Source organism: Mycobacterium shunyiense, assembly GCF_058270075.1.
The window spans coordinates 15,095-31,465 of the sequence record NZ_JBZDPU010000003.1; the positions used below are offsets into that span (position 1 = coordinate 15,095).

The following is a 16,371-nucleotide window of genomic DNA, read 5'->3' on the forward strand; positions in this document are numbered from 1 at the left end:
ACCTAAGGGTGACCCACCAGGGCTACGCATACCAGGACCTCATCACCGGCATTGCACTGGTCGACTTGCTGCTCGGTACCGCGGTCCGCATTACCGTCGACACCAAAGGGTTCCAGGGTGACCGATTCGACGACCTGACCATCACCTACCGGTCAGGCCGCCGCGTCCGTATCCAAATCAAACACACCGCCCAAGATCGTGAACTCGCCAAGGCAACTTTCTCCGCCGACGGACGAAGCCTCAAACTGAACAAGCTCTTCGACTCACTGCTGCAGGATCTGGCACAAGAGCCGCGAACCACATACCGAGTCGTTGTGCGTGACGGTGGCCCTGACGAGGACCTCGCCACAGTGCTGAAGCCTGTGAAAGTAGCTGATGATCCAGGCGACCCGTTGCGGGGCGTCGCAACGCACAAGTACAAGTTCTATCCGCAATTGCTTCGAGAAAGCGCGCCGTGGAAAAACCTCGTCGCGCACCTGACGGACGACCAGCTCGAGGCAGCTTGCGAGTGCCTTACGGTCGATACCGATGCTCCCGCTTCAACGCTCGACTTCGTCAGCCCAGGACCCGCTGAACGTGTCCTCCTACGTCGGGTCATCGAAGAACTCGGCGCTGGCCGCACCCCCAACGCTCACATTGCGCCCGAACACGCGGCGCGTGCCCTCGCATACGCGGCTACACGCGCACGCGCGATCGACGGAAACGTAGCGCGAGAACGGATTTCACCCCAACTCGGCCTCACCATCGACTTCGGTGCCGTCGCCGAAGGCCATCCCATTGAAACGACTGTCGCTGTGGCGCGCGACGACGCTGCGACTGAAGTACGCACGCACATCGACGCCATCGCACCCGTAGGCGGCCGTGTCGTCCTCACCGGCGAACCCGGTGTGGGGAAATCCTGGCTCTGCGAACAACTTGCAGACACCTACCGAAAAGCTGGCTGGACCGTTGCACGGCACCACTGCTGGTTGGGCGCAAGCGATATTGACCGCGATGAAAGAGTCCTCACGCAGGTCGTTATCGGAAGTCTCCTCCGCCAGCTCGAAATGACCGTACCAGAGGCGACAGTTGACCTGCGGCCTCGGTTCGCGGCCACGCCCGAAGCGCTCGTCGCTGCACTGCAGGCGTGTCGCGCCACCCACCCCCAACAGAACGTGCTCCTCATTATCGACGGTCTCGACCACGTCGACCGAGTGTTGGGCGGCCGTACCAACGGGCAGGCTGATCCATCCCACTTACTCGTCGACCAGCTGGCTGATATCACGCTAGTGCCCGGCGTATGCATGCTCATCTCGAGTCAGCCTGGCCCGCATCTCGAAAACGCCAACCCGGCAACCGATGTGCCGGTGCAGATGCCGAGAATGTCATCGGACGAGCTTCGCGCCCTCGCAAACAATCACGGGCTTCTCGACGGCTTTGCCGAGGATGGTGCGCTCGACGCCGAGGGCAAACGGAGAATTGTTGACCTCCTTGACAACCGCTCGGGCGGCAATCCCCTTTATGCCACGTACCTTTGCCGCTTCGCGACACGCGTCTCGCCGCTCGACACGGACGATGCGACGACGGTGACTGCCAGCGACGTCGTACACCGCCTGACGCTTGTTCCCGACTCGGCACTCGATGTCGATGCTTACTACACATACCTGCTCGGATCGATGACTGATGCCCAGCAGTACGCCATCGGCATGCTGGCGCTATGTGACTTCGCAATGAGCGCGGACGAACTCGGTGAGGTTCTACCCCAGGTTAAGCCGTTGCTGACACCCGCGCTCAGGACGCTTGCTCCCGTGCTGAAATCGCAACCAGGTTTAGGCGGCCTGCGGATCCATCACGAAAGCTTCAGCCGACACATCCTGCGGGACAAGGATGAGCTGTGGGTCGGATCCATCCGCGGATCCCTCGCCGCATGGTTGGATGCCCGAGGGTTCTTCAGCGACGCCAGGGCGTTTAGACATCTTCCTGAACTGTTGGCGCACCTTGACCGGTACGACGAGCTAAAAGAACTGATCCAACCGGGGTTTGTGGCCGAGAGCATTCGTGCATTCCAACCCCCCGGCGCGCTCCAACATGTGGTCGGTGTCGTTGCCCGCGAAAGCGCGGCGCGACTCGATTGGGCGACGCTCATCGTATGCGTAGAAACACGCAAATCAATCGATACTTACGAAGGCGAGTCGCTGTCTGATTCGATCATCGAGTACGCGGACGTCGTTGTGTCCATCCTCGGCGCCGACGCTGTCGCGGAACGTCTTGTGTACGAGGGACGTCCAACATTTCCCCCGCGCTGGGGGCTGCGGATTTGCCGCGCGCTAGACGCGGCTGGCGTCGCGGCACCATGGGCGGCCTACATCGAGGCCCGGAACAGAGAAGCAGAGCTCGAACGCACCACATATAGTTCTGACCGGGACGGCACCCTACAGCTTGCCCGTCAGCTAGGAGCGCTTCGTGTGCGCGCCCAACGTGGCGAGATCCGCCCTGCCCTTCCCGACCGACTAGCCGAGCACTTCGAGCGAGACCACGACGCATCCCTCAGGGACCTGACCGAAGTGTTCGCCACCGGTCTCCCCGCAGCTTTTATGCAAAACGTCGCCGCAGCGATGACCGATCCCGACAAGGCAGCAGAGGTCTACCTGACGCTCGCCGACCTCGCGGCTGCCGGTGCGCCTGGATTCGAAGATCAGACTCACCTCGCCCGCGAAGCCTGGACCCGCGCTCCGGCGTTCGACGTCACCGGTTACTTGCGCCATGGCATCCCGGCCAACGACATCCTCAAAGGCCTCGGAACCAGCGACCTCGAAGCAGACATCCATGCCGCCACCGACAAGGTCCTCGCTGGGCCCACAGCGGACAACGACACCGTCAGTTGGTGGCTCGCCCTTCTGTCACTCGTGCACGCAATTGACAGGACCATCCCGCTCAAGTTGACAAGCCACATCGAGGGCGTCGGCTTCTACCGCGCCTGGATGCGTTACACCGTCGCCACTGTCGGTATCGCAGACGACGTCGCCGCAGGCATCATTACACCCAAAGCCGCATCCTCCGTCGTCCTCGTGGCACTCGCGGATCTGGCAGCGGCCGCGAAGCCATTCACGGGCGAACCGCGAGCCTGCGACCTGTACTCCATTCACCCACTCATCCATGAGACCGTTGAGAACGCCGTCATCGTCGTGCAGCCCGACGACCTCGAAGCTGTGCTAGGGCACCTCATCGCTATCGGCGATGGCACTACGACATCTACCATGGGGTTGCCCGAGAACGGTCCACTCGCAACCAATGACCTGCTTGCAATCCTTGCCCGCGTCGCCGATCACATCGGAGTCGAAGCGATCCATGCCGTCATGAAGGTCATCCGCGAACGCCGCGTCGACACCCACACTCAGTACAGCGTTACCGCTGGTTTCGAACTTGCGATCGCCCGCATCTGCTGCGCCGCCCGAGCAAAGGACGAAGCCGCTGAGTGCTGGAGGCGTGCTTGCCTGCTACTCGCCGGCTACGGCGGACACAAAGACCCGACGATTTCCGAAATTATCGACAGCATAGAAGATCTCGCCACCGTCGACCTCGACATCGCACGTGCATCACTCGCGAAGCTTGTCGATCTCACCTATCTCGTTCGTCAACACACTGACGGACGCGACACTTCACATTTCGTGCACTCGTGGTGGGAGAAGACCGCAGACATCGACCCCACAGCAGCAGCCATCGATGGCGCCGACACCCTGCTAGCCGAACTCGGATTCGAAGATGCCCGAGCGCACACCGCGCACAGGCACCTCCTGGAGAATCAGCTCGAGACCGCCGATCCGGTAGTACTGATGGCCCTCCGGCTGACTGTCGGAACAAGCTGGCGTCGCCCGAACAGCGACCTAAAGCTACTGAACCGTCTTCACCGCGACGTCGGTGTCAGTCCACAGACCGACGCGTTGCTCGCGATCACGGTGAATAACATCGCAGCGTCCTACGACGATCAGGCAATGATGTACTCCGGCGAGCAGCCAACGTCGGTTGTAACTCCCGAACTTGTCGACGCGATCGTACGGCTCGGCGGTCCGGAGTTCGATATTCGGACACCGCGTGTCGAGGAGGAGCCGAAAAGACTGTTTGATTGGGGCCTAGACCCGAAGTCCGACCCAACTGAGACGCAGCAGCGCCTCGTCAATGACCAGCGTCCGATCATTCCCGGGGGCCGGGCTGGTGTCGTATTCGCGGCACGCGATTATGAACTCAAGCAATACCGCGACGATGCAGAGGCATCTCGATGGAACGTTGATGCGCTCGCGAACGCGATCGGCTGGCGAATTATCGAAGCGACTCTCCGCGATGGCGCCGAAGCCGGAATCGAGCTTATCGACGACGTCGCACGCGAAATATCCCGATACTCCAGCAACAACGAGGTGTTCGCCGTCATCGGTGAGGGTCTGGCGGTCCGCTGTGATGACACATCTGATGCTCTGAAGGCGGTCGCAAGCTACTGCCTGACACTCGCATACATCCGCATCCGGGCCGGGGGAGGATTGCGCACATTCGCTGGTAGGGAGCAAACAAACCTGTGGACCACAGCCCACGACCTCGACCCCGCGACCGCAGAACAAACCCTCGCTGCAGCGGTGGAGCACACCGTCGGAACGGACGCGCAACACACCTATGGCGTCACGCAGGCCGTTGTCGCAGCGCTGGCCGCCACGCCGGCTGAAGCGCCAGGCGGTACAGCTGTCGACTGCTGGGACGCTGCATTAACCGTCATCCAGCATCGCCTCCCGGGAAGAGCGGAACGATCTGGGCACGTATACCGGCCCACCGCCACCCCGGACAGACTCGGGGACCTCGATGTCGCGATGGCCACGCTCGCCCTTGCGACGATCTCACAACCGATGCGGACCGACCTACGACAGGCCCTTCTCGCAACGAGCCTGCTAGCCACCTGTCGCCCAGCCGTCGGGCAGGCGGCTCTGGTCCACATACTGCGGGCTACTTTGGACGCGGGCCGGATAACGTGGCTCCTCGATGTCGTACTAACCTGCCTCCCATCCGGTGCACTGAATGACGAGATGACGGCAGAGTTGAGGCGCCTCGCCGCGACCGACTGGCTATCGGTACGTTCGCTCGCTGCGCGAATCCTGGAAGTGCACGCCCGTCCGGTTCCGTCCCCACCAGCAACTGATCCTGCAGGCAAGATCCGGGCCGCATTCCATGACCTATTCACGGAGCATGAATGAGTTCCCCCACCCCCCCATCAAGTGAGCGCCGGACGGAACGGCTCGTCAGCATGTTTCTCGGCGACCGCCTGGAGGACGCAAGCGAACCTCCTGGGCTGCGCGAAGCAATCATCGACCGGGTCGCCTTGGCGGCGGACAAGATTCGAAAACGCGGCCAAACACAGATCGACCACCTGCGGTCGCCGTCCAGCAGCCGCCTCCCCGATGCGTATCTGGTGGACGAAGAAATCCTTGAGAACGAACTTCAGGTGTGCGCCGCCGGCATACGGACTGCCAGGGCACTCGAGGGGGTTTTCTCGGACCCCCACAGGTTTGAATACGAACTCGCACAATGCCTGGCGTCGAATGCACAGTGGGCAATGCGATGCGAAGCTTCCCGAGTTCCACGGCCCTCCACCCGAGCTAGTGTGCTCGACTGGTCATTGAACCCCATCCCGTGGCTCAAGAACGAGGATGAATGGCCGCCCAGCTGTGCTGTCGCGCTCTCCGGCGCTCGACAACTCAACGGACCCGACGGACACCCGGTGCGCGTCGCTGAGGCACCATACGCCGGCTGGGTGCAACTCGGGATGATCGAACGCCAAGAATCCCTCGCTTCGCGCTACCCGAAAGTCCCCGCCCGGGAGCTCTTCGTCGCGACTGGACTCGAAGCATGCGAAGGATCTCCACCCGCCAATAGCGCGCCCTTGTACACAGGCTCACCGGACTTGTGGGCCGTGCCGCACGACCAATTCGCCCCGAGCGTCGACGCCGAAGAGGCTGAAATAGTCCTCCGCTCCGCGCAAGGCCCCCTCAGCGCCCTCGTCGACTACACAGGTCAGCCGGGCGCCCCGCATCTATATCGCGGCGTCGGACTGCAGCGCTTCACACTCGTCCCCCAAGTCGAAATCGTTGCCCTCCTTGGCCTCCGGCCCGAGATCCCGGCCCTGCGGCAAGTCCTGGTCGACCACAACGGCCCAGCACTCGTCGGTCGGAATTGGCACGGCTTCCTAATCCACGCTGGCGATTACCGCCCACTCGAACCGGCAGTCCAAGGCGCCGATCTGCTGCTCCGCCCTGACCTGTACGAGTCACTTGTGAGAGTCGTTGGTACAGAACGACTAGCGCTGGGCGTAACCGTCAATCACGCCACACACGAGCCCTCAGACGATGCCGAATGATTGCACCCTATGCCACTCTTTCGAGCGATTAGTCATCGACAGCTTCCCACGTCTACCGCCGAGGCGGCCGATCCATAATGAGTCCGATGTACTTGCGCGAATTCTCTGCCCTCGCCAGATCGTGCCGTGAATCCGGGTACGGGTTTGAGGAGTTTCGGACCAGCGACATAGTGATAGAACTCGGGTGGCCCGATGATGTTGCAGAGCAGTGGCTTTACGACCACGCCGGCAACTCGTCGTTTCTTGAGGACTACGGGAGTGTCAATCTGACACGAATCCGGTGGGACGTCGAAACCATTCCCCATGAGGCGTTTTTGACGATGCCGACCGGACCGAGCGACGGTGATTACATCGAGGAAATTGCCGCTAATCCAATTCACTACATCAGTGTGCGATGTCACGGCACCCATGTCGGCGTCCAGCAGTGCTGGGAGATTCACGGGACGTGGAAGCGGTGGCCGATTCTCATCGACAGCATGTTGCTCGACCCACCGATTGCCGGGCTTCAAGTGATCGAAGGCCGGACTCGGGTTGGAGTTCTACGGGGGCTACTCCGTCTGGGACATCCCGTCGCCCGGCAGCATTTGACTTGGGTGGGTCGCGCCCTGGGTTGAGGGCTCCATGGGGAGACGCGCCCCTACGCTAAGTCAGATTTGATGACGAACATTCGAGCGTCAAGATTCCCCGCCGATTGGTGTTGTGGTAGCGGCCCGCGCTTATCGCGAAGGTGCTCGGGTGACCACGCCTGCAGCACTTCCGGAGGTTCGTCACAGTCCGCCGCCTACAGAGAGCGGCACCCAAATCAATGCACCGAATACCACGGCCCCTCAACCGCTCAGCTGTTCTCATCTTCATGTCGAATCCGACATCCGCACGACATCAAATTGAGAATTCCGACACGGAGATTGAGAACCTACAGAGAGAATGAGCTGCATCCCTTGAGTGGCGGTCAACATAAGCAATTCTAATGCTTCTGAAGAATCATTAGATGTACTTGATCACTGCACGTCCATAGCCTCGAACGCATGGCTTCACCTGTGCTCATCGGATTCCTCACCACCATGGCGCTGATCGCCGCGATCGGCGCGCAGAACGCCTTCGTGTTGCGTCAGGGCATCCTTGGCGAGCACATCGTCGCCGTCATCGCGTTGTGCACGGTCTCCGACCTGATCCTCATCGCCGCCGGCATCGCCGGGGTCGGCGCGCTGATCACCGCACATCCCGACGCGATGACGGTCGCGAAGTTCGGCGGGGCGGCCTTCCTGATCGGCTATGGCGCACTGGCCGCGCGGCGCGCCTTCCGGCCCTCGACCCTCAACCCGTCCGAGCGCACCCCAGCTCGCCTGGCCGAGGTGTTGGTCACCTGCCTGGCGCTGACCTGGCTGAACCCGCACGTCTACCTGGACACCGTGGTGCTGCTCGGCTCGCTGGCCAACGAGCACCACGAGCAGCGGTGGCCGTTCGGCGCCGGCGCGGTGGCCGCGAGTGCGGTGTGGTTCACCGGCCTGGGCCTGGGTGCCCGCCGAATGGCCGGACTGTTCGCCACCCCGATGACCTGGCGCATCCTCGACGGGCTGATCGCCGTGATGATGATCGCGCTCGGCACGAGCCTCGCGCTGTCCTGAGCCTCGGAGGACGCTCAGCCCGACATACGCCGGGGCGGGTCTCGATCGATTTCCGGCGATGAGACAGAATCAGCAGGTGAACCGCATGTTCCGGCGTGGAGTGCCGACGGAGGCCCCGCATCCCTTTGCGAATGCCCCGGCCTGGTTCACCTCCGCTTTGGAACAGACCCCCGAACACTCGACCATCGACGTCGACGGCTGCGCCATCCACGTGCGGAGCTGGGGTGATCCGGACAATCCGCCCCTGGTGTTCGTCCATGGCGGCGGCGCTCACTCCGGCTGGTGGGATCACATCGCCCCGTTCTTCGCCCGCACCCATCGCGTCGTCGCACCCGACCTGAGCGGGCACGGCGAGAGCGACACCCGCAAGGAATACGCCCTGTCGATCTGGGCCCGCGAAGTGCTGGCCGCCTCGGACGCCTCCGGGTCCACGGCGCGGCCCACGATCGTCGGCCACAGCATGGGCGGCTGGGTGGGGGCCTCGGCCGCCACCCGCTACGGCGCGCAGATCGACAGCATCCTGGTCATCGACTCCCCGCTGCGTGATCGCGCCCCGGAGGAGGTCCGGTTGCGCAACCGCCGTCGCGACACCGCCGGATACGCGACCGAGGACGAGATCCTGGCCCGGTTCCGGGCGGTGCCGAAGCAGGACGTGACGCTGCCCTACATCGGTCACCACATCGCCGTGCAGTCGGTGCGCAAGACCGACAACGGGTGGGTATGGAAGTTCGACCCGGACATCTTCGGCGGCCATCTGATGGACGAGACAGCCACCGATCAGGAACTCCTGGAGCACACCTTTGCCCGAATCCCTTGCCGGGTCGGGTATTTGCGATGCGAGAACGGCGTGGTCCCACCGCCCATGGCGGCCCAGATCCGGTCGATGCTGCAACTGCGCGGCCCGTTCGTCGAACTCGCCGAGGCGGGCCATCACCCGATGCTGGATCAGCCCCTACCGCTGGTGGCGACGATCCGGACGCTGCTGGAGTTCTGGTCGATCACCTAGCGGCCAACGGCCCGGCGAATGACTTCTTCAGCGCGCTCGGGGCGACGGCAGGCAACAAGGCGGCCAGCAGTTTGCGCTTGAGCCCGGTGGGAGTGCGGACGAGTTCGATGTCGATGCGCGTGCCGGTCTCCTGCGGCGTGAGTTGAAATGTCCAGCCGCCGCCCGGGCCGAAGACCTTCGAGTCATGGGTGGTCACGGTGACGCGCCGCCGCTTGATGTCCCAGTCGTAGCGGGCGCGCTCCCACGCCGACGCTGTGCCTTCGGTCACTTCTGCCCAGGTATCGCCCAACGCATGCACCCGAAAATGCTCCTCGTCGATGGTTGGCCACCGATCTGGCCGGGACGGCCCAAAGTCGGTGAGCACGTCTATGAGGGCGACGGGGTCGAGCGTCGACGACATCTGGAACCGAACCACGGGCATGCTTGCTCCTTCGGGATTGAACTGGGACATACCGACATTCAGCTGGTATCCGCGCGGGCTGCGCAGCCGACGCGAACGCCGCATGCTTCATCTGACCCGAGGAAAATGATCTAGTCCAACGATGGTTTTTGATGGGAACCATCTCAGTTGGAGATGACCTTGTCAGCGCGCGGATCGGCCCGGCAGAATCCCCGAGGCATCTGATCTTGATTCGATACCCATTCTTTCGGCCGTGGCTGTCGGAGGCTGTCTGCCTTCCAAGAGAGAATGCTTACGCCGCCCGCCGAAAGCGAGCGGCTGGAACCGATCGCTCCGGCATCGGCCCTGGTGGGAAAGGACCAGCAGTGAGTTACAACGCCGCAGACATCACCGAGCTCGACGATGTCCAGCACACCCGCCTGCGGCCGGCGGTCAACCTTGGGCTCGACGTGCTCAACACGGCGCTGCGCGAGCTGGTGGACAACGCGATCGAAGAGGTCGCCGATCCCAGCCACGGCGGGTCCACCGTCACCATCACCCTGCACGCCGACGGCTCGGTCAGCGTCGCCGACGACGGTCGCGGCCTTCCGGTCGACTCCGACCCCACCACCGGGAAGAACGGCATCGTCAAGACCCTGGGCACCGCGCGGGCCGGCGGCAAGTTCTCCGCGCACACCGACGCCACCAGCACCGGCGCCGGCCTGAACGGAATCGGCGCCGCGGCAGCGGTGTTCATCTCCGCCCGTACCGACGTGACCGTGCGCCGGGCCGGCAAGACCTACCTGCAGAGTTTCGGCGGCGGCTACCCCGGCACCTTCGACGGCAAGGATTTCGACCCCGACGCCGAGTTCACCCGCTCAGACACCCAGAAACTGCGTGGCACCGGCAACCGCAAGCCCGACGCGCACGGCACCACGGTGCGCATCCTGTTCGACGCGACGGTGGTGCCGGACTCGACCGTGGACATCGGCGAGGTCCTGCTGCGGGCGCATGCCGCGGCGCGAATGTCGCCCGGGGTGCACCTGGTCGTCATCGACGAGGGTTGGCCCGGTGAGGAAGTCCCGCCCGCCCTGCTCGAACAGTTCAGCGGCCCGTGGGGCACCGACACCCTGCTGGACCTGATGTGCACCACCTCGGGCAATCCCCTGCCCGGCGTGCGTGCCGTCGTGGAAGGCCGCGGCGAGTACACCACCGGCCGCGGCCCGACCCCGTTCCGCTGGTCGTTGACCGCGGGCCCGGCCGAGCCGGCCACCGTCGCCGCGTTCTGCAACACCGTGCGGACCCCCAACGGCGGATCTCACCTGACAGCCGCCATGAAGGGACTCTCCGAGGCCCTGGCCGACCGGGCGTCCCGCATCCGCGACCTCGGTCTGGCCAAGGGCGAGGACGGCCCGGAACCACAAGACTTCGTCGCCGTCACCGCCTTGGCCGTGGACACCCGAGCACCGGACGTGGCCTGGGACTCGCAGGCCAAGACGGCGGTGTCGTCGCGGTCGCTGAACGTGGCGATGGCCCCGGATGTCGCACGCAGCGTCACCATCTGGGCGGCGAACCCCGCCAACAACGACGCGGTGTCGCTGTGGACCAAGCTGGCGCTGGAATCCGCCCGCGCGCGGCGCAGCGCCGAGGGCGCGAAGGCCCGCTCCCGCGCGGCATCGAAAGCCAAGGGGCTGGGGACGAACCTGTCGCTACCACCGAAGCTGCTGCCCAGCCGGGAGACCGGCCGGGGTTCGGGCGCCGAATTGTTCCTGTGCGAGGGCGATTCCGCGCTCGGCACCATCAAGGCCGCACGCGACGCCACGTTCCAGGCAGCCTTCCCGCTGAAAGGCAAGCCGCCCAACGTCTATGGGTTTGCGCTGAGCAAGGCGCGGGCCAAAGATGAGTTCGACTCGATCGAACGCATCCTGGGCTGCGGCGTGCGCGATCACTGCGATCCGGAGCTGTGCCGCTACGACCGGATCCTGTTCGCCTCCGACGCCGACCCCGACGGCGGCAACATCAACTCCAGCCTGATCTCGATGTTCCTGGACTTCTACCGGCCCCTCGTCGAGGCCGGGATGGTCTACGTGACGCTGCCGCCGCTGTTCGTGGTCAAGGACAGCCAGGACCGGATCTACTGCCAGGACGAGTCCGAACGCGACGCGGCCGTGGCGCAATTGAAGGCCACCTCCAAGCGCAAGGTAGAAGTGCAGCGCAACAAAGGCCTGGGCGAGATGGACGCCGACGATTTCTGGAACACCGTGCTGGATCCGCAGCGGCGCACCGTGATTCGAGTGAATCTCGACGACGGCGAAGCCAAGCTGCACCACACCCTGTTCGGCGGGCCGCCGGAAGGCCGGCGCACGTGGATGGCCGAAGTCGCCGCCCGTGTCGACACCGCAGCGCTCGACTTGACCTAGGAAGAAGTACTGTGACCGCCACCCTGGACGTTCCTGAGCAGAACCCTGACCTGGTGCTCGACCAGAGCGCCGATGACTACTGGAATCACTACCAGCTCACGTTCGCGCTCTACAGCGTCAGCGACCGCGCCATCCCCTCTGCATTCGACGGGCTCAAGCCGGGTCAGCGCCGCCTGCTCTACCAGATGCACGAGTCGAAACTGTTGCCCGGCAACAAACCGCAGAAGTCCTCGAAGATCTGCTCGGCGGTCACCGGTAACCTGCACCCGCACGGCGGCGCATCGATGTACGGGGCCGCGGCGCTCATGGCCGCCGAGTTCCAGCGCGTGAAAGTCATTGACGGACAAGGCGCGTTCCCCCGCATCCAGGGCGACATTCCCGCCGCGGACCGCTACACCGAGATGCGGCTGTCGGCTCCCGGTGCCGCGCTGACCGCCGAACTCGACGATCACGCCGTACCCATGGTGCAGACCTTCGACGGCGAGTGGACCGAGCCGACGATGCTGCCGGCCCAGTGGCCGGTGCTGCTCTGCAACGGCGCGGTCGGCATCGCCGAAGGGTGGGCCACCAAGGTGCCCGCGCACAATCCGCGTGAGGTGATGGCCGCCTGCCGGGCTCTGCTGGCCAGACCGAACACGACCGATGACACGTTGATGAAGCTCATCCCCGGACCCGACTGGGGCTGCGGGTCCACCGTGGTCGGCTCGAACGGCCTGCGGGAGTACATCACCACCGGCCGCGGCATGTTCACCGTCCGCGGCACCCTGACGGTCGACGGCAAGAACGTCATCGTCACCGAGCTCCCTCCCGGCGTCGCCAGTAACACTGTGCAGGACAGGATCCGAGCCCTGGTCGAGTCCGGCGAGTTGTCCGGCGTGGCCGACATGTCGGACCTGACCGACCGTCGCAACGGGCTGCGCATCGTCGTCACCGCCAAACGCGGCCACAGCGCCGAGACCATCCGCGAGCAGCTGCTGGCGCTGACACCGCTGGAGTCGACGTTCGCCGCCAGCCTGGTCGCCCTCGACGAGGACCGGGTGCCGCGCTGGTGGTCGGTGCGGGAGCTGATCTCCGCGTTCCTGCATCTGCGTGACTCCGTGGTGTTGCACCGCAGCGAGTACCGGTTGGAGAAGGTCACCGCGCGTCGCCACCTGGTGGCAGGCTTGATGAAGATCCACCTCGACATCGATGCTGCCGTCGCGGTCATCCGAGGCTCCGATACCGTCGACGACGCCCGGCAGGGACTGCGGCAGCGATTCGAAATCGACGAAGAGCAGGCCAATTACGTTCTGGCCCTGCAGCTTCGACGGTTGACCAAGCTCGATGTGATCGAGCTGCAGGCCGAAGCCGACAAGCTGGACGCCGAGTTCGCCGAGCTGACCGAACTGGTCTCCAACCCCGATGCGCGCCGAAAGGTGATCGACAAGGAGCTGGTGGAGACCGCGAAACTGTTCAAGGGCCCCGAATTCGACCGCCGCACCGTGCTGGACCTCGAGGCCACCCCGACCGCGTCCTCTGCCGACGAGGACGGCCCCAGGGAGCGGAAGGTCAACACCTCCTGGCGCCTCGACGACCGCGGCGTGTTCTCCGACAGCCACGGCGAACTGCTCACCTCGGGTCTGGGATGGGCGGTGTGGACCGACGGCCGGGTCAAGTTCACCAATGGCAACGGCCTGCCGTTCAAGATCCGCGACATCCCGGTGGCGCCGGACATCACCGGGTTGCTGCGCTCCGGGGTGATGCCGACCGGCTATCACCTGGCGCTGGTGACGCGGCGTGGCAAGATCCTGCGCATCGACCCGGCCGCGGTGAACCCGCAGGGTGTGGCCGGCAACGGCGTGGCCGGGGTGAAGCTGGTCGCCGATGACGCCGGCGACGAGGTGATCGCCGCGCTGCCGATCAGTTGCGAAAACGGCGAGGCCATCCTTTCCAAGTCCGAGAAGAGCTGGAAGGTCACCGAAGTCGCCGACATCCCGGTCAAGGGCCGCGGCGGCGCCGGTGTCGGGTTCCACCCGTTCGTCAAGGGCGAGGACGCTCTGCTGTCGGCGGCGATCTCGGCAACCGGTTTCGTGCGCGGACGCCGGGCCGTGCGGGCCGAAAACCGCGCGAAGGCCTCGGTCAAGGGCTCGGGCAGCGATGTGACGCCAGCCCCGTCAGAGTGAGGTTGCCCTTCAAGATCACGAATGGAGTACAGACCGCGAGGCAACACTGTTAACAGCAGTCACTTTGTTAACATCGCGGCATGCAGGACTCGCCTGGGAGCAGCGACCTGCGCCGAACAGGTCCGGTTTCCCGGCGTGACGCGCTGCGCTACGCCGCCGCCGTGTCGGCGCTGGCCGGGCTGGGTGCGGTAGCGGCAAGCGTCGGTGCGCCTGCGGCGTCGGCCGCCGCCCCCACGCTGATCGACTTCGCCATGCGTCAGATTCCGGCGCAGCACATCCGGGCCGCCGGCCACTCCGGGGTGATCAACTACGTCTCGACGTCACGTCCGGGCTCATCCATGGGCGCCAAACCGATCACCCTGCCCTACGCCAAGCAGCTGACCGCCGCCGGATTGGTGATCGTCAGCAACTACCAGTACGGCAAGCCCGGCGGGACCGCCCCATCGGACTTCACCCGGGGATACGCCGGCGGCGTGGCCGACGCCCGCACCGCCTGGCAACTACACACCGCGGCCGGTGGCGGCCAGAGTGCACCGATCTTCTTCAGCGTCGACGACGATATCGACCGCAACACCTGGAACAACGTCGCCCTGCAGTGGTTCCGCGGGATCAACTCGGTGCTCGGTGTGCAGCGCACCGGCATCTACGGGGGAATCCGACCGTGCCAGTGGGCAATTGGCGATGGTGTCGTCGGCAGATCGACCACCCCCGGCCGTGCCTGGGCGTGGCAGACCCGGTCCTGGTCTGGCGGGCAGGTCCACCCTGCCGCGGTTCTGTACCAACGGGTGGTGAGTACCGCGTCGAATCCGGGACCGGTGGTCGGCGGGCTCGAAGTCGACGTCAACGATGCGCTGGCCCAAGATGTCGGCCAGTGGAACCTACATCCGTAGCGTCGCTGCTCAGATCGGCGCGAGGCGACCGGCCCAGGGCATTGCCTGCTCGAGCTGAGCCGCCAACTTGAGCAGCAGCGATTCACCGGCAAGCGGTGCGACGAACTGGACACCGAGCGGCAGACCTTCTGCGGTCCAGTGCAGCGGCAACGAGATCGCCGGGCGGCCGGTGATGTTCGCCAGTTGCGTATAGGGCACCCAGCCGAGGTTCTTGTCCACCATGTCATCGACGATCTTGGTGTAGCGCAACAGGCTTGCGGTACGTGTCTTGATCAGTGCGTCGGCAGCATGCTGCAGCACGACCGGCAGATCGAACTCACCGATCCGCGGCGGCAGGGTTGCCAGGGAGGGCGTCAACAGCAGGTCGTACGACTCGAAGAACGTGCTCAGCCGCAGAGTGTGTTCCTGGCGACGCTGCACCGCATCCAGATAGTCGACGCTGCTCGTGGCGCGGCCGATCGCCGCCATGATGAGCGTGTCACGTTCAAACGCGTCGTCACCCGCGCCGGTCAGCCGTTTGGCCTCGGCGAGCTCCCACGCGCTGTAGACGAACCAGGTCAGCAGGAAATCGCGGGCAAGCGCGGCGTCGTCGAAGGGCGCTTGAGGAAGTTCCTCGACATGGTGGCCGAGCTCGGTGAGCGCGGCAGCAGTTGCCTCGACGGCTGCGAACGCCTCGCGGTGTGGCGCGGGATTGATCGCCGTGGGCACCCGCAGCCCGATACGCAGTTTCCCGGGATCCGCCCCCACGCAGGATGTGAACGACTCGGCCGGCAGACTCGGCACGTACGGCCCGAAAGCTTCCCCGCCGCTGAGGACATCGAGCATCGTCGCGGTGTCGCGCACCGTCCGGGAGACGACGCCTTGAACTGCCGCGCCGTGCATGGATTCTCCGACTACCGGACCCGACGGTGTGAGCCCGCGGCCCGGTTTCAGCCCGACGAGACCACAGCTGGCCGCCGGAATGCGGATCGATCCGCCGCCGTCGTTGGCACCGGCGCAGGGCACGATGCCGGCGGCAACGGCCGCTGCCGACCCTCCCGAACTACCGCCCGGCGACCTTGTCAGATCCCACGGATTGCGGGCCGGCCCCCACGCGTCGGGCTCGGTGATTCCCTTCGCGCCGAACTCCGGTGTGTTGGTCTTGCCGAAGATGACCAGGCCCGCGTCGATCCAGCGCTGGACGACAGTGGCGTGCTCGGGGACGTTCAGCGACATCAGCGCACGTGAACCGGCCGAGGTGGGCAAGCCCGCGTAGTCCTGCGCAAGATCCTTGATCAGAAAGGGCACCCCGGCGAAAGGCCCGGTCAGATCGTCCGTCGGCGCTGCCGGAACGTCGCGCACGATCGCGTTGATCTTCGGGTTGACCGCCGCCGCGCGCTGCTGAGCGGTCGCGAGCAGCTCAGCCGCCGAAACCTGCTTTTCAGCAACCAATTTCGCCAGAGATGTGGCGTCGTGTGCCCGGTACTCGTCAAAGTCCACCCCATGAACCTAGACTGCGCCGGCGTCGTGCGGTGAG

10 protein-coding genes are annotated in these 16,371 nt (G+C 64.8%); 7 read left to right on the forward strand and 3 right to left on the reverse strand.

The window, feature by feature from the left end:
• Positions 1-8: 8 nt before the first annotated feature.
• Complete coding sequence (locus AC4ELH_RS01850) at positions 9-5,213, forward strand: ATP-binding protein (protein WP_498883097.1); 5,205 nt, start codon at positions 9-11, stop codon at positions 5,211-5,213.
• A gap of 836 nt (positions 5,214-6,049) precedes the next feature.
• Here the strand turns inward: AC4ELH_RS01850 and AC4ELH_RS01855 are convergent.
• Entirely contained in the window at positions 6,050-6,196 is a 147-nt protein-coding gene (locus AC4ELH_RS01855; RefSeq protein ID WP_426654353.1) for a hypothetical protein, read from the reverse strand.
• Between the two features lie 263 nt (positions 6,197-6,459).
• Between AC4ELH_RS01855 and AC4ELH_RS01860 the strand changes: the two genes are divergently transcribed.
• The 3 genes from AC4ELH_RS01860 to AC4ELH_RS01870 all read left to right on the forward strand — a co-directional run bounded on the left by AC4ELH_RS01860 (position 6,460) and on the right by AC4ELH_RS01870 (position 9,004).
• Positions 6,460-6,987 carry a hypothetical protein gene (locus tag AC4ELH_RS01860; RefSeq protein ID WP_498883098.1) on the forward strand — a complete coding sequence of 176 codons (528 nt, stop codon included), beginning with the start codon at positions 6,460-6,462 and terminating at the stop codon, positions 6,985-6,987.
• 411 nt (positions 6,988-7,398) lie between these two features.
• Positions 7,399-7,998 (forward strand): L-lysine exporter, encoded by a 600-nt coding sequence (gene lysE, locus AC4ELH_RS01865; RefSeq protein ID WP_498883100.1) that lies wholly within the window; start codon positions 7,399-7,401, stop codon positions 7,996-7,998.
• A gap of 85 nt (positions 7,999-8,083) precedes the next feature.
• Entirely contained in the window at positions 8,084-9,004 is a 921-nt protein-coding gene (locus AC4ELH_RS01870) for an alpha/beta fold hydrolase (RefSeq protein WP_463794101.1), read from the forward strand.
• On the opposite strand, the gene AC4ELH_RS01875 is transcribed toward AC4ELH_RS01870, so the two are convergent.
• Entirely contained in the window at positions 8,997-9,425 is a 429-nt protein-coding gene (locus AC4ELH_RS01875; RefSeq protein WP_498883102.1) for a hypothetical protein, read from the reverse strand. The two genes, AC4ELH_RS01870 and AC4ELH_RS01875, sit on opposite strands and share 8 nt — an antisense overlap.
• A gap of 344 nt (positions 9,426-9,769) precedes the next feature.
• On the opposite strand from AC4ELH_RS01875, the gene AC4ELH_RS01880 reads away from it, so the two are divergent.
• The 3 genes from AC4ELH_RS01880 to AC4ELH_RS01890 all read left to right on the forward strand — a co-directional run bounded on the left by AC4ELH_RS01880 (position 9,770) and on the right by AC4ELH_RS01890 (position 14,855).
• A complete protein-coding gene (locus AC4ELH_RS01880) occupies positions 9,770-11,803 on the forward strand; it encodes a toprim domain-containing protein (RefSeq protein WP_448444908.1) in 2,034 nt (677 codons plus the stop codon).
• A gap of 11 nt (positions 11,804-11,814) precedes the next feature.
• Positions 11,815-13,965, forward strand: coding sequence for a DNA gyrase subunit A (locus tag AC4ELH_RS01885; protein WP_498883103.1), 2,151 nt, complete (start codon positions 11,815-11,817; stop codon positions 13,963-13,965).
• Between the two features lie 80 nt (positions 13,966-14,045).
• Positions 14,046-14,855 carry a DUF1906 domain-containing protein gene (locus AC4ELH_RS01890; RefSeq protein ID WP_064958266.1) on the forward strand — a complete coding sequence of 270 codons (810 nt, stop codon included), beginning with the start codon at positions 14,046-14,048 and terminating at the stop codon, positions 14,853-14,855.
• Positions 14,856-14,864: 9 nt separating this feature from the next.
• Here the strand turns inward: AC4ELH_RS01890 and AC4ELH_RS01895 are convergent, their stop codons facing one another.
• Positions 14,865-16,334, reverse strand: coding sequence for an amidase (locus AC4ELH_RS01895; protein WP_064958265.1), 1,470 nt, complete (start codon positions 16,332-16,334; stop codon positions 14,865-14,867).
• Between the last annotated feature and the right edge of the window lie 37 nt (positions 16,335-16,371).